17 protein-coding genes are annotated in these 12,208 nt (G+C 63.3%); 3 read left to right on the forward strand and 14 right to left on the reverse strand.

What is annotated here, in order from left to right:
- The first annotated feature begins 58 nt into the window (after nt 1-58).
- Both JWR51_RS10360 and JWR51_RS10365 read left to right on the forward strand, forming a co-directional pair.
- A complete protein-coding gene (locus JWR51_RS10360) occupies nt 59-253 on the forward strand; it encodes a hypothetical protein (protein WP_299747096.1) in 195 nt (64 codons plus the stop codon).
- Nucleotides 254-275: 22 nt separating this feature from the next.
- Nucleotides 276-809 carry an adenine phosphoribosyltransferase gene (locus tag JWR51_RS10365; RefSeq protein WP_299747098.1) on the forward strand — a complete coding sequence of 178 codons (534 nt, stop codon included), beginning with the start codon at nt 276-278 and terminating at the stop codon, nt 807-809.
- Nucleotides 810-1,129: 320 nt separating this feature from the next.
- Here the strand turns inward: JWR51_RS10365 and JWR51_RS10370 are convergent, their stop codons facing one another.
- The 5 genes from JWR51_RS10370 to JWR51_RS10390 form a co-directional block, all read right to left on the reverse strand.
- Nucleotides 1,130-1,534 carry a hypothetical protein gene (locus JWR51_RS10370; RefSeq protein ID WP_299747100.1) on the reverse strand — a complete coding sequence of 135 codons (405 nt, stop codon included), beginning with the start codon at nt 1,532-1,534 and terminating at the stop codon, nt 1,130-1,132.
- Between the two features lie 97 nt (nt 1,535-1,631).
- Entirely contained in the window at nt 1,632-1,976 is a 345-nt protein-coding gene (locus JWR51_RS10375; protein ID WP_299747102.1) for a hypothetical protein, read from the reverse strand.
- Nucleotides 1,977-2,076: 100 nt separating this feature from the next.
- A complete protein-coding gene (locus JWR51_RS10380) occupies nt 2,077-2,556 on the reverse strand; it encodes a MaoC/PaaZ C-terminal domain-containing protein (RefSeq protein ID WP_299747103.1) in 480 nt (159 codons plus the stop codon).
- Complete coding sequence (locus JWR51_RS10385) at nt 2,553-3,083, reverse strand: MaoC/PaaZ C-terminal domain-containing protein (protein WP_299747105.1); 531 nt, start codon at nt 3,081-3,083, stop codon at nt 2,553-2,555. The genes JWR51_RS10380 and JWR51_RS10385 overlap by 4 nt, the downstream gene beginning before the upstream one ends.
- A gap of 84 nt (nt 3,084-3,167) precedes the next feature.
- On the reverse strand, nt 3,168-3,524 hold the full coding sequence (locus tag JWR51_RS10390; protein ID WP_299747107.1) for a GNAT family N-acetyltransferase: 357 nt from the start codon (nt 3,522-3,524) through the stop codon (nt 3,168-3,170).
- A 221-nt stretch (nt 3,525-3,745) separates the two neighbouring features.
- On the opposite strand from JWR51_RS10390, the gene JWR51_RS10395 reads away from it, so the two are divergent.
- Nucleotides 3,746-4,696: a hypothetical protein gene (locus tag JWR51_RS10395; RefSeq protein ID WP_299747108.1), complete on the forward strand. Its 951-nt coding sequence runs from the start codon at nt 3,746-3,748 to the stop codon at nt 4,694-4,696.
- Here the strand turns inward: JWR51_RS10395 and ychF are convergent.
- From ychF to JWR51_RS10440, 9 genes are all read right to left on the reverse strand, one after another.
- A complete protein-coding gene (gene ychF, locus JWR51_RS10400; RefSeq protein WP_299747109.1) occupies nt 4,693-5,790 on the reverse strand; it encodes a redox-regulated ATPase YchF in 1,098 nt (365 codons plus the stop codon). The genes JWR51_RS10395 and ychF overlap by 4 nt on opposite strands.
- 623 nt (nt 5,791-6,413) lie before the next feature.
- Nucleotides 6,414-7,121, reverse strand: a complete 708-nt coding sequence (pth, locus tag JWR51_RS10405) for an aminoacyl-tRNA hydrolase (protein WP_299747110.1) — start codon at nt 7,119-7,121, stop codon at nt 6,414-6,416.
- Between the two features lie 71 nt (nt 7,122-7,192).
- The gene (locus JWR51_RS10410) at nt 7,193-7,813 is read right to left on the reverse strand and encodes a 50S ribosomal protein L25/general stress protein Ctc (protein ID WP_299747111.1); all 621 of its coding nucleotides are present in this window, start codon (nt 7,811-7,813) and stop codon (nt 7,193-7,195) included.
- Nucleotides 7,814-8,071: 258 nt separating this feature from the next.
- Nucleotides 8,072-9,307: a DUF6596 domain-containing protein gene (locus JWR51_RS10415; protein WP_299747112.1), complete on the reverse strand. Its 1,236-nt coding sequence runs from the start codon at nt 9,305-9,307 to the stop codon at nt 8,072-8,074.
- A gap of 2 nt (nt 9,308-9,309) precedes the next feature.
- Nucleotides 9,310-9,645 carry a YciI family protein gene (locus tag JWR51_RS10420; RefSeq protein WP_299747114.1) on the reverse strand — a complete coding sequence of 112 codons (336 nt, stop codon included), beginning with the start codon at nt 9,643-9,645 and terminating at the stop codon, nt 9,310-9,312.
- A gap of 96 nt (nt 9,646-9,741) precedes the next feature.
- A complete protein-coding gene (locus JWR51_RS10425; protein ID WP_299747116.1) occupies nt 9,742-10,089 on the reverse strand; it encodes a YciI family protein in 348 nt (115 codons plus the stop codon).
- An 85-nt stretch (nt 10,090-10,174) separates the two neighbouring features.
- Complete coding sequence (locus tag JWR51_RS10430) at nt 10,175-10,531, reverse strand: YciI family protein (RefSeq protein WP_299747117.1); 357 nt, start codon at nt 10,529-10,531, stop codon at nt 10,175-10,177.
- An 84-nt stretch (nt 10,532-10,615) separates the two neighbouring features.
- The gene (locus JWR51_RS10435) at nt 10,616-11,203 is read right to left on the reverse strand and encodes a hypothetical protein (RefSeq protein ID WP_299747118.1); all 588 of its coding nucleotides are present in this window, start codon (nt 11,201-11,203) and stop codon (nt 10,616-10,618) included.
- A 19-nt stretch (nt 11,204-11,222) separates the two neighbouring features.
- Nucleotides 11,223-12,155, reverse strand: a complete 933-nt coding sequence (locus JWR51_RS10440) for a ribose-phosphate pyrophosphokinase (RefSeq protein WP_299747120.1) — start codon at nt 12,153-12,155, stop codon at nt 11,223-11,225.
- Nucleotides 12,156-12,208: the final 53 nt, after the last annotated feature.

A 12,208-nucleotide genomic window follows, 5' to 3' on the forward strand; every position in this document is an offset into this window, starting at 1 on the left:
CCCAAAGCGTCGCGTTCCCACATAGGGGCTGAGCCCCCAGACGAGGAAAGGCCCGTCGATGTCCGCAGTCAGAATCGCAGTTTCAGCGCTGAGCCTCGCCATTGCCGCCAGCCGGCACCCAGTGGTGCGGGCCGGCATGCGCGCCGCCGTCAACAATCCGCAGGCGCGCGCCATGGCGGTCAAGACCGTCAAAGCCGCCGCTTACAATGCGGGCGTCGTGGCGCGCCATGTGATGCGGCGCAAGATCACCTGATTTCCTTTTCCAGAGAGCCTTGATGCAATTGAATCTGCAGTCGCTTGTCCGCACCATTCCCGATTACCCCAGGAAAGGTGTTATGTTCCGCGATATCACCACGCTGATCGAACATCCCGAAGGCTTCAAGCAGAGCATCGAGGCCATCGCCGCGCCGCACCGGAACATGGGCATCACCCATGTGGCGGGCATCGAGGCGCGCGGCTTCATCTTCGGGGCGGGCGTGGCCATCGCGCTGGGCGTGGGGTTCATCCCCGTCCGCAAGAAGGGCAAGCTAACGGGCGAAACCATCGGCCAGAACTATGCGCTCGAATATGGCGTCGATACCATCGAGATCCACGCCGATGTCATCGGCCCTGGCGACAAGGTGCTGCTCGTCGATGACCTGATCGCCACCGGCGGCACCGCCATCGCGGCGGTGGGCCTGTTGCGGCGGACCGGGGCGTCGGTCAATCATGCGGCATTCGTCATCGACCTGCCCGATCTCGGCGGCGCCGAAAAGCTGCGGGCCGAAAACGTCGCGATCCACTCGCTGATCGCTTTTGAAGGGCACTGAGCAGGTCGCTCGCTTTCCGACATACCCTTTCCCCTTCTTCCCCCGGACTTGATCCGGGGCCACTATCCGCTTGTGCCGTGCTGGTGGAGGCCCGTGGGTCAAGCCCGCGGGAAGGGCGGTGGGGATGGATCAGGCAAAACGTTGAAGCCATTCGCTACCCTGCTATTGCGGCCGTCCACTTCCGACATGCTGCCTCTCCCTTTCTTCCCCTGGACTTGATCCGGGGGCCACTGTCCGCTTGTGCCGTGCTGGGGGGGCCGCGGGTCAAGCCCGCGGGAAGGGCGGTGGGGATGGATCAGGCAAAATGCTGAAGCCGACACCTACCAGGCGTTGCGGCCGTCCATCTTTTCAACCGTGACGCTTGACCAATCGAAATCGTCGATCAGCCGCAGGTTGATGGCGTAGATCTGCTTGGTGGGGAAGGCATTTGGCTGGCTGGGGTCCTTGGGCGTGCCGTCATTGTTGTAGAGCGAGCCCCAGTCGGGCGAGACGCCCCAGGTCTGCATGCCGCAATTGGCGCAGAAGTGATGTTCGTTGCCATTGCCGCTGGCGGAATAGGACTTGCCTTCGGCGTCCGACACCATGGTCAGCTCACCCGGCTGGTAATAGCCCCAGATGGCGCCTGTGCGGCCGCAAAAGGTGCAGTTGCATTCGCCGGCCCGGGTGGGTGGATGTGGCAGCTCGATCTTGGTGGCGCCGCAATGGCAGGTGGCGATCAGGGTCATGGCAGGTCTCCTCGTTGTTCCCAGCAAAGTGGCATGGCGTGCTGACAGGATAAGTCAGCAGCACCAAGGCGGGAACATGTCGGATAGCGCGCTGAGTTCAGTGGGCCAGGCAGAGCATGACGATGGCGTCTTTGGTTTCGAGCTGCAAGGCGACGCCGGCATTGGGATCGGGCACGATACGGCCGGCGTCGATGCCCTTGGCGGTCTTGAGCGGACCGTCGGTGAAGCCGACGCCGTCCTGATAGGGGGTGAGCGTGCCGGTGCCTGAGGCCGTGTCTCCGAAGGTTGTGGAGGCGAAGCCATAGACATCGCCGTAAATCGTTAGCACGCCCGCATGATTGGTGGTGGAGTCACGGCAGCCCCAATTGCCCGCATAGCTTTGGGCATAGGCGGGAGTGGCCAGGAGGGCGGCAGCGGTGATGGTCAGGGCGATTCGGCGCATGGATGAGAGAGTGCAGGGGCTATGCCGCGCTTTCAAGGGGCGAGCGCGACCGCAGTGACGCAATCGCGCCATTTGTCGCGCAGTGAAGCAGAAAAGCCCGCTATGCTGCCCGCAGCTTCAGGAAGCTGGCGAAGACCGCGCGATAGACCAGTTCGCCCCGCTGGTTGGTGGCGGTGATCTGATTGCTCAGCACGCCCCAGCCGGGGATCGAAGCGGAAACGCGCTTGCCCAGCGTGGTCAGGCTATAGGTCAGCGTGTCGCCGGGACGGACCGGCGCCTTGAATTCTATCTTCCCGCCGCCGGGGGATGGACCGCCAACGCCGGGCTCCTCGCCCGCGGCGCGCAGCCGATCGGCTTCGGCGAACAGGGCATCGACCATCATGCGCTGGCCCACCATGGCCGTCTGCGCGCCGGACGCGACCAGGCCGCCGAATGGGCCCAGCTTGGCGGCTTCGGGGTCGATGTGGAAATATTGCGGATCGTAGATTTTCGCATAAGCGATGATCGCGTCCCGGGTGAAGGTGTGGTCACCCAGCGGGAAGACCTCGCCTGCATTGACGTCCTCGAACCAGCGGGTCATGGCTGGGCCCCTTCGTGGCCCGAGGGGCTGTCATAGGGAAGCTCATGCATCGGCATGCGTTCGGGATGGCGCACCGTGATCAGGTTGGCGAGCTGCATGGTCATGATGCTTTCGCAGCGCTGGTTGCGCACGTCGAGATCCAACGTGATGATCCCGCTGGCCGGTCGCGACTTGCTGCGACGCAGCGCCGAAATGGTCGCCGTGCCCGAAATGGTGTCGTCGACCATGTTCGGCCGCTTCCATTTGAGATCGGTGAAGCCGAGCCCGCCTTCCGAAGCGATGGAATTGAGGAAGCCGGCGCTAAGCCGGGCCAGCGTCAGGCCCAGGGTCTGCCAGCCGCTGGAGGCCAGGCCGCGCAGCAGCGACGCATTGGCTGCCGCTTCATCGAGATGGAAGGGCAGGGGATCGAACTCGCGGGCGAAGTCGAAGATCATCTGCTTGGTGACGGTGGTCGGCGCCAGCTCGATCACTTCGCCCAAAGCGAGGTCTTCGTAATGGCGGCGATTGGCGGTTATCGGATTGGGCATGAGCTTTACCTATACGTCAACCGGATATGGCATGGCTTGGATAGAGAGGCAAGACGGGGCGGAGATTTCTGAAGCAAGCGGACGCTAGCCCAGCATGCGCCGATGAGTGACGTGCTCAACGCCCGGCTGCCGAGCGAAGCCCAGTTGTTCGTAAAACGCAAAAGCACCCTCGGGGGCGTTGGTATTGAGATAATCGAAATACTCTGCCGCCCCCTCCGATATGGCGTCGATCAGCATGCGCCCGATACCCTGGCGGCGGCCGGCCGGGTCGACATAGAGATGGCGAACGCGGCCGGCGCGCGCAGTCCCGTCATAGGGATCGATGTTGCGCCCGCATATGCCGAGCATTCTGCCATCGCGCCAGGCGCCGAGGATAAGTTCTCCGGGCCGGTCGAAACGGTTGGCGCCAGAGCGCCAGTTTTCTTCCAACCGCAGCAGCATGCAATGCCCTTCGCCCAGGCTTTGGGCCAGAAGGGGCGCAAAGCCCGGCGTGACAGGGGTGGGGGAAGCAAACTGATCATTTCCATGCCCGTTCCTGCCCGCGCGACGCTGAGCGACTAATCCCGAGGATGTAGGTTTGTGCGCCATAATAAACTTATAGTTCAAATTGCAATTGCTCATGGTTGGATCGATCTTCGGCGCTTCAAACCAAGGATGTGACGATGTCGTTGACCGCAGACCTCGCCTTTTACTGGGACGAATTTTCGAAGTTGCTGCAAAGCATGGACCCCGTCATGGGTGGCCTGACGGCGACCGCGGGGGTGGTGGCGCTGGCGGTTCGGCCGGTGATGCGGTGGCGTAGCCGCTTGCATGTTCGCCGCATTACCAGCGTCGATGATGTCGATCTTTCCGCCATGCTCGATCTGCATCTGCGGACATTTTCGGAGGATGTGGCCGACGATCCGCTGACAGTGCAGACCTGGCTGTCGGGGCGGTTCGCGGCGGATTTCGAATATTTCCTGCTGGTGCTCAAGCACCGGCAGGAGGTGGTGGGCTATCTGGGCGCGCAGTTGTTCTTCGGCAGCCAGGTGCTGTTCGTCAATTACGTGGCCGCCGACCTGGAGCGCGTACCCAGAAACGATCGGCTGGAGCGGGCCTCCATCATGCTGCTCGATGCGCTGATCAAGACGCTGGCAGAGGACGGGCGGCCGTGGCGCACCGCGCTCACCGAGCTCGAGGTCATTCCCATTATCGGGCACCATCCACCGGCCTCGAAATGGATGCTGTTCCAGATGGGAGCGAGGGCGATCAGCGCCAAATACAAGCGGGACCCCGTGATCGTCTACCGCATGGTGGCGGACTTCCGGCAATTGCCGATCGCGCCCGAGGCGCTCGGCAATCTGCCGGAGGCGCCCATTCCACAATGGCTGCTGTTGGCCGCGCGCGACCAGAGCGTCATCACTCGCCGGGGTGGCAAGCACTATATTTCCAAGGCGCTGGCAACGGAACTGCTGACGTCCTTGTTGATGGACGCCTATGCGGCGCTGTTTCCGGAGTCGAAGGAGTATCGCCACTGGTTCGAGGTGGAACTCGCCCGGCTGGTGCAGTCGCTGGGCGAGCTCGTCGAACTGGAGAGCAGCCCAAGGCTGCCCCGCGGCGCCAAACGGCGCTAGGTGTTGAACTTGAACAGCATGACGTCGCCGTCCTTGACCACGTATTCCTTGCCTTCGTCGCGGGCCTTGCCGGCTTCCTTGGCGGGAACTTCGCCGCCCAGGGTGACGTAGTCGTCATAGGCAATGGTCTGGGCCCGGATGAAGCCGCGTTCGAAATCGGAATGGATGACGCCAGCGGCGGCCGGGGCCTTGTCGCCCTTGTGGATGGTCCAGGCGCGGGTTTCCTTGGGGCCGACGGTGAAATAGGTCTGCAGCCCGAGCAGCGCATAGGCCTCGCGGATCAGCCGGTTGAGGCCCGCTTCGTGCAGGCCGAGCGATTCCAGGTATTCGGCTTGGTCGGCATCGGGCAATTGGGCGAGCTGGCTTTCGATTTCGGCCGAGATGATGACGACACCGGCATCGTGCTGGTGGGCGTAGTCTTGCACCAGCTTGCTCATGGCATTGCCGTTCTCGGCCGAGGCTTCATCGACGTTGCAAACGTAGAGAGCGGGCTTTGAGGTCAGGAGCTGCAGTTCCTGGAACGCCTTTTCTTCCTCGGGCAGGCGCTTGACGAAGCGGGCGGACTTGCCCTCGCGCAGCAGCACCAGCGCCTTTTCGACCAGCTCCAGGGTGAGCTTGGCTTCCTTGTCGCCTTGCTGGGCTTTCTTTTCGAGGCCCTTGTAGCGCTTTTCCAGGCTTTCAAGGTCGGCCAGCATCAGCTCGGTTTCGACCACTTCGGCGTCGGCCAAAGGATCGACCTTGTTGGCGACGTGGATGATATTGCCATCCTCAAAGCAGCGCAGCACATAGGCGATCGCGTCGCATTCGCGGATATTGGCGAGGAACTGGTTGCCCAGGCCTTCGCCCTTGGATGCGCCCTTCACCAGCCCGGCGATATCGACGAAGCTCATGCGCGCGGGCAGGATATTTACCGATTTGCCGATTTTAGCCAGCTTTTGCAGGCGGTTATCGGGCACCGGAACGTCTCCGACATTGGGCTCGATAGTGCAGAACGGGAAATTCGCCGCGGCCGCTGCGGCGGTGCGGGTGACCGCATTGAAAAGGGTCGACTTGCCGACATTCGGCAGGCCGACAATGCCCATCTTGAAACCCATGGGAAACTCCGGATTGTGTTGGCCTCCACATGGTTGGAATGCGCGGATAAGTCAATGCGCGGGCGTGGTTTGACGCCGCATGGGTGGGAGCCCTGCGGTTGGCGGGTGGATAGACTGCGGCATGCGGCGAGACGTGCCTCATGGTTTTTGTAGTAAAGCGAGACAGCGTCTCGCCGCATGCGATGGGATTTCTGGCCGCCCGAACGTGGCCACCCCTTTACTTTGGGAAAACGGACGTCGTGCTGGCCCAGGGATCGCGCGACCGCGCCCCCTCCCACCAAACTCCCCACGGCCGTTCGTCGCGAACCCGCAGCCATTGTGGAGATATCGGGGGCAGGATAGCGCAGGAATTTGGGGTGGGGAGAAGATGGGTAAGGGGCACAAAGGTAGCCCCATTCTCGGTGTCACCCCGGCGCAGGCCGGGGCCCATCCTGAGATCGTGGTGCGCACCGGCAGATCGAAGGGCTAAACGACACCACCTTGCGGCTGGGGCGACCATCTCGGGATAGGCCCCGGCCTGCGCCGGGGTGACACCGTGGGTGGGGAGGCGTTGTGCTACAGCAAAGCAACGGGTGGGGTGACGTAGTGCCCGGCGGGTGCAGTGGGCAGGTCGTGGTGCCGCTCTAGTCGCCCTTGAATAGCTTCTTGAGCATGGCGGCCATGGGACCGGTTTCGGGCACGGCCACTTGCGGCTTGGGCTCGCGGGCCTGGCGGATATGGCTTTGGGCCTTGGGGGCGGGCTTTTCGGAGGCGGGCTCGGCTGCGGGTTTGGTCGCCAGTGCGATCTTGTTCATGAAGCCGTTGTCGTCGCCGGTCAGCAGCAAGCCGGCATGCTTGGCGATGGCGTCGAGCAGGGGCGCCAGCCAGAGCTGGTCGGATTTGGCGAAGTCGCCGAGGACGTGGTGGATGACCATTTCCTTGGCTCCGGGATGGCCGATGCCGAGGCGGACGCGGCGATAGTCGACGCCGAGCTGCGGATCGATCGAGCGCAAGCCGTTGTGGCCGCCATTGCCGCCGCCGATCTTGACGCGGACCTTGCCGGGGGCGAGGTCGAGTTCATCGTAGAGCACAGTGACGTCGATCGGGGCGATCTTGTAGAATTGGGCAACCTGCTGGACGCTGCCGCCCGACAGATTCATCATGGTCTGCGGCTTGAGCAGCATCACGCGCTCGCCGCCGATCTGGCCTTCAGCAAGAAGTCCAGCATGCTTGCTCTTCCAGGGGCCAAAACCGTATTCGCGATGGATCGCGTCGGCGGCCATGAAGCCGATATTGTGGCGGTTGTTGCGATATTGATCGCCAGCGTTACCGAGGCCAACGAGCAGTTTCATTTGCGGCTTCCCAAAACAGACGAGGCGACCCTAAGGCCGCCTCGATGCAATAGCAAAACGATGCGAGCCGATTAAGCCGCAGGAGTTTCGCCGGCTTCAGCTTCGCCGCCTTCAGACGACTTCAGTGCCGACGGGGCAACGATGGTCGCGATGGTGACGTCTTCTTCATGGCTGTGGTCGGTAACGCCGGCCGGCAGCTTGATCGAGGACAGGTGGATGGTATCGCCAATATCCAGACCGGTCAGATCGACGGTGATCTCTTCGGGGATATTGTCGGCATCGACGGTCAGATCGAGCGTGTGGTGGACAACGTTGAGCGTGCCGCCGCGCTTGATGCCGGGGCTAGCTTCTTCGTTGATGAAGTTCACATGCACCTGCACGTTCAGCTTGGTGCCCTTGCCGACGCGGAGGAAATCCACGTGGATGGCGAAATCCTTAACCGGATCAAGCTGGTAGTCGCGCGGAATAACCGAGTGCTTGGTGCCATCGACATCGAGTTCGATGACGTGGGACAGGAAGCCACCGGCATAGATGTACTTCATCGCGTCTTTGTAGGCGATCGAGATGGTGACGGGGGGCTTCTTGTCACCGTAGATAACAGCGGGAACGAGTCCCTGACGACGCAGTTCGCGAGCGGCCCCCTTGCCCACTCCCTCACGCGCCTGAGCCTTGAGCTCTTTGGTCGCAGCCATGGAAAAATCCATTCTGGGTTGGTGTATGCGTCACTACAACAGCATACGCGCCCGTCCTCCAGGGGTGACGAGCGCTTCATGGCGCGGGTTCTAACTGAAAGGGGGGCGGGGAGCAAGGGCAGCTTGCTTCACCTCTCCCTTTGGGGGAGCGGTCGGCGCGCAGCGACGGTGAGGGGGCCTTTCCCAGGCACTTCACCCAGTAAAGGCCCCTCACCCGACCCAAGAGGGTCGACCTCGCCCGAAGGGAGAGGTGAAGGCCTAACCGTCCTGCAGCGCTTCCAATTGCTTGTGCAGGTACTGCCGCACGGCTTCGTCCGACGAGAGACCGATAGCCAAGATCAGCGCCTGATGCGCATCGTCCTTGCGGCCGGCGAGGGCGGCGAGGTGGCCGCGGGCGGCCCAGTAGGGTTGGTAATCGGCCATGCGCTTGTCGGCGGCGAGAGTGTCGAGAAGGGCCAGGGCGGCGTCGGGGCCTTCCAGTTCGGCATAGGCGGCGGCGCGGTTGAGGGCGACCACGGGGGAGCCGGTCAACCCATAGAGATGATCATAGAGCGCGACGATGGCGGGCCAGGTGGGGGCGTTGTCGCGGCGGCGGGCGACATGGGCCGACTGGATGGCGGCCTCGATCTGGTAGCGGCCGCTGGGGCCGCCGGCATTGGCCTCGCGCAGCAGGGTTTCGGCCATGTCGATCTGCCAATCGTCCCAGTGGGCGGTGTTCTGTTGTTCGAGCGGAACATAGGCGCCGGCTTCGTCGCGACGAGCGGCGCGGCGGGCTTCGGTATAGAGCATGAGGGCAAGCATGCCCTTGGCTTCGGGTTCGGTGGGCAGCAGGGAGACCACCAGGCGACCGAGCCAAATGGCTTCGTCGGCCAGCGGAGCCCCTGCGCCATCGATCTCGCCCCAGCCCTTGGCATACGCGGCGTAGATGGCTTCGAGCACGGCATCGAGCCGCTCGGGCAGGGCCTCGCGGTCGGGGATATTGAAGGGAATGCCGGCGTCCTTGATCCGGCCTTTGGCGCGCACCAGGCGCTGGCCCATGGTGGCGGGGGAGATCAGGAAGGCGGAGGCGATATCCTGGGCGGTGAGACCCAAAATGGTCTGCAGGATCAGCGGCGCGCGCATGCCGCGCTCGATGGCCGGATGGGCGCAGGCGAACATCAGCGCCAGGCGGCGATCGGGGATTTCATCGGGATTTTGGGCGGCGTCGTCGATTTCGTCGGCCATGAGCTGCAGATGCGCCTCCCCGGCGGTTCGTGTGTGGCGGCGGCGTACAGCATCGGTCTGGCGGCGGCGGGCGACCGTGAGCAGCCAGGCATCGGGATTTTGTGGCACGCCCTCGGCGGGCCACATGCGCAGGGCCGTGGCAAAGGCCTCGGCCAAGGCGTCTTCTGCACCCGCGACATCGCGGGTGCGGGCGGCGAGATAGGCGACGAGGCGGCCATAGCTTTCGCGGGCGACCCGTTCGGCGGTCTGGCTGGCCTCGTCGCGGCTCATGCCTACTTCCAGGCCTTGATCGGGCGCACTTCCACGGTGCCGTATTGGGCGCTGGGGCAGCGGGCGGCCCAATCGAGGGCCGCATCGAGATCGGGCACGTCGACGATGAAATAGCCGGCGAACTGTTCCTTGGTATCGGCATAGGGGCCGTCGAGGACGGTCTTCTTGCCGGCCTTGACGCGGACGCTGGTAGCTTTGCTCGAGGGTTCGAGGCCTTCACCGGCGGTCATGCCGGCCTTGGCCATGGCTTCGTTGAAGGCGGCGTATTCACCCCAGAGTGAGGGCGGGGCGGCGGCGAGGGCAGCTTCGTCGTGATGGATCAGGCACATGTAACGCATGATAGGTCTCTCGGTTTTTCTCCGGGGCACCATGCCCCGACATGGTGATGTCGGGGCGGGTATGATCATCTCTACATTTTTGCTGAAAGAAATTCTTCAGCGGGTTGGCCAGACCGGGCGGACCTCGATGGTGCCGCCACGCGCGGCCGGGCAACGGGCGGCCCAGGCGATGGCCTGGTCCATGTCCGCGACCTCAATCACATAATAGCCGCCCAACTGCTCCTTGGTTTCGGCATAGGGGCCGTCGAGGACTTCGGTCTTGTCGCCGGCAACGCGGATGGTGACGGCTTCGGTGGTTGGACGCAGGCGTTCACCGGCGCGGATAATGCCGGCCTTGGCCATGGCTTCGTTAAAGGCCGCGTAGTCGGGGCTCATGCTGGCACCGGCCGGTGTTGCGGCGTTCATCTTGACTTCGTCGCCGTGGATCAAAAGCATGAATTGCATCGTCGTTCTCCCGTGAAAAGCCGGCGCATCATGCGCCGATACTGCAATGTCGGGAAGGCAGGGGTCATTTCGACCGGGGTCGGAATTATTCGCGCGAATATTCGTTATAGGGACGGATTTCTATCCTTCCCCAGGTGGCGGCGGGGCATTGGGCGGCCCAGGACACCGCCGCGTCCATGTCCGGACAATCGATCATGTAATAGCCGCCAAACTGCTCCTTGGTCTCGGCATAGGGGCCGTCATGGACCTTGAGCTCGCCGTCATCCAGATTGATGGTCTTGGCAGTCCAGGTGGGTTGGAGGGCGGCATTGGCGATATGGACGCCCGCCTTGGTCAGTGTCGCCTCATAGGCGTACATCTTGTCCATGAACTTGTTCATTTCGGCAGGCGGGATTTTGGTGCCGACCTTCTCGTTGGCATAGAGCATCAGCAGATATTTCATCGGGCGTTCCTTTCATGACCCAGCGTAGAGGGGCATGACAATGTCGCGCGAGAATGGCCGATTTCGACAGGGGAGGCGAGAAACTTAGGCCAGCGGGGCGAGCCAGCGGCGGGTCTGGACGGCGTCCTCGTCGGTCAGGCTGTGGCCGCCGGGCAGCGAGATGCGCGAGACTGCGGCGCAGGCACTGGCGAGTTGTGCCGCCAGGTGCGGAGCATCGTCGGGGTTGCGCCGGGCATCGGCCTGGGCGTCGAGCATCAACACTGGACAGTCATCGAGCGGTGGAAAGAGGGCGCCGGGGAAAGGCGATAGCGGCCGCATCAGCACCGCGCTGGCTATCAGGTCGCGCCGCATGAATAGTATCGCCGCAGCCATGATGGCGCCGTTGGAAAATCCGACCAGGATGGGTGGTCGCGCGAAGCGTTGAGCTTGGAGGAAATCACACAGATCGCCGGCGCGGCGACGCAGGTCCTCAGTGTCGAGGCTCCGGTCGGCAAAGCGGCGGAAGAACGAATAGCCGCGATCGTGGGCGACGGTGCCCCGTAGCGCCAGGCGGAGCCGGTCGGGGCCAATTTGGGCGCCAAATGCCCCTAGGGTGGTTTCGTCGCTTTCCGAACCATGCAGCAGCACGAGGCTGGCCTTGGTGGTCTCGGCAGGCGTCAGGACGAAATGCATTTGCCGGGCCTCGGCGTGGTTAGTCCAGCAGGCTCGACACGCTCTGTTCGCTGGCGGTCCGCGCGATGGCTTCGCCGATCAGGGGGGCGATGGAGATGCGGCGGATGTTGCGGGCGGTCTGGACCAGATCGGTTTCCTCGATCGAGTCGGTGATCACCAGTTCCTTGAGCTTGGATGCGGCGATCTTTTCGGCGGCGCCGTTGGAGAGCACGCCGTGGGTGATATAGGCGGAGACTTCCAGCGCGCCGGCCTTGAGCAGGGCTTCGGCGGCATTGACCAGGGTGCCGCCACTGTCGACGATATCGTCGATCAGGATGCAGTGCTGGCCCGAGACGTCGCCGATGATGTTCATGACTTCGGAGACGCCGGCCTTGGGGCGGCGCTTGTCGACGATGGCGAGGTCGGCGCCGATCCGCTGCGCGATAGCGCGGGCACGGGCGACGCCCCCAACGTCAGGCGAGACGATCATGACTTTGGAGTTGTCGTAATTGTCCTTGATATCGCGGGTCATCACCGGGGCGGAATAGAGATTGTCGGTGGGGATATCGAAGAAGCCCTGGATTTGGGCGGCGTGCAGGTCGAGGGTGATGACGCGATTGACGCCGGCCTCGGTAATCAGGTTGGCCACCAGCTTGGCCGAGATCGGCGTGCGCGAGGCCGATTTTCGATCCTGCCGCGCATAGCCGAAATAGGGCAGCACGGCGGTGATACGGCGCGCCGAAGAGCGGCGCAGCGCGTCGGTGAGGATCAACAATTCCATCAGGTTGTCATTGGCCGGGAAGCTGGTCGATTGCAGGATGAAGACATCCTCGCCGCGCACGTTCTCGTGCACCTCGACATAGACTTCCTTATCGGCGAAGCGCTTGACCGTGCAGTCGGTCAGCGGAAGTTCGAGATAACTGGCGACGGCTTCGGCGAGGGCACGGTTGGAATTGCCGGTGACCAGCTTCATTGCACGATCCTGTCTCAACAACGCCCACTGTGCTGGGCGTTTCCAGTTTCGCC

It is taken from the genome of Devosia sp. (assembly GCF_028290625.1).
GTDB lineage: Bacteria > Pseudomonadota > Alphaproteobacteria > Rhizobiales > Devosiaceae > Devosia.

Bases quoted from the DNA above. Each gene is read 5' to 3' on its own strand.
- JWR51_RS10365 (WP_299747098.1), top strand. From the start codon at position 276: ATGCAATTGAATCTGCAGTCGCTTGTCCGCACCATTCCCGATTACCCC.
- JWR51_RS10425 (WP_299747116.1), bottom strand. From the start codon at position 10,089: ATGCAATTCATGCTTTTGATCCACGGCGACGAAGTCAAGATGAACGCC.
- JWR51_RS10360 (WP_299747096.1), top strand. From the start codon at position 59: ATGTCCGCAGTCAGAATCGCAGTTTCAGCGCTGAGCCTCGCCATTGCC.
- pth (WP_299747110.1), bottom strand. From the start codon at position 7,121: ATGAAACTGCTCGTTGGCCTCGGTAACGCTGGCGATCAATATCGCAAC.
- JWR51_RS10430 (WP_299747117.1), bottom strand. From the start codon at position 10,531: ATGAAATATCTGCTGATGCTCTATGCCAACGAGAAGGTCGGCACCAAA.
- JWR51_RS10395 (WP_299747108.1), top strand. From the start codon at position 3,746: ATGTCGTTGACCGCAGACCTCGCCTTTTACTGGGACGAATTTTCGAAG.
- JWR51_RS10410 (WP_299747111.1), bottom strand. From the start codon at position 7,813: ATGGCTGCGACCAAAGAGCTCAAGGCTCAGGCGCGTGAGGGAGTGGGC.
- JWR51_RS10370 (WP_299747100.1), bottom strand. From the start codon at position 1,534: ATGACCCTGATCGCCACCTGCCATTGCGGCGCCACCAAGATCGAGCTG.
- JWR51_RS10385 (WP_299747105.1), bottom strand. From the start codon at position 3,083: ATGCCCAATCCGATAACCGCCAATCGCCGCCATTACGAAGACCTCGCT.
- JWR51_RS10435 (WP_299747118.1), bottom strand. From the start codon at position 11,203: ATGCATTTCGTCCTGACGCCTGCCGAGACCACCAAGGCCAGCCTCGTG.
- JWR51_RS10375 (WP_299747102.1), bottom strand. From the start codon at position 1,976: ATGCGCCGAATCGCCCTGACCATCACCGCTGCCGCCCTCCTGGCCACT.
- JWR51_RS10380 (WP_299747103.1), bottom strand. From the start codon at position 2,556: ATGACCCGCTGGTTCGAGGACGTCAATGCAGGCGAGGTCTTCCCGCTG.
- ychF (WP_299747109.1), bottom strand. From the start codon at position 5,790: ATGGGTTTCAAGATGGGCATTGTCGGCCTGCCGAATGTCGGCAAGTCG.
- JWR51_RS10415 (WP_299747112.1), bottom strand. From the start codon at position 9,307: ATGAGCCGCGACGAGGCCAGCCAGACCGCCGAACGGGTCGCCCGCGAA.
- JWR51_RS10390 (WP_299747107.1), bottom strand. From the start codon at position 3,524: ATGCTGCTGCGGTTGGAAGAAAACTGGCGCTCTGGCGCCAACCGTTTC.
- JWR51_RS10420 (WP_299747114.1), bottom strand. From the start codon at position 9,645: ATGCGTTACATGTGCCTGATCCATCACGACGAAGCTGCCCTCGCCGCC.
- JWR51_RS10440 (WP_299747120.1), bottom strand. From the start codon at position 12,155: ATGAAGCTGGTCACCGGCAATTCCAACCGTGCCCTCGCCGAAGCCGTC.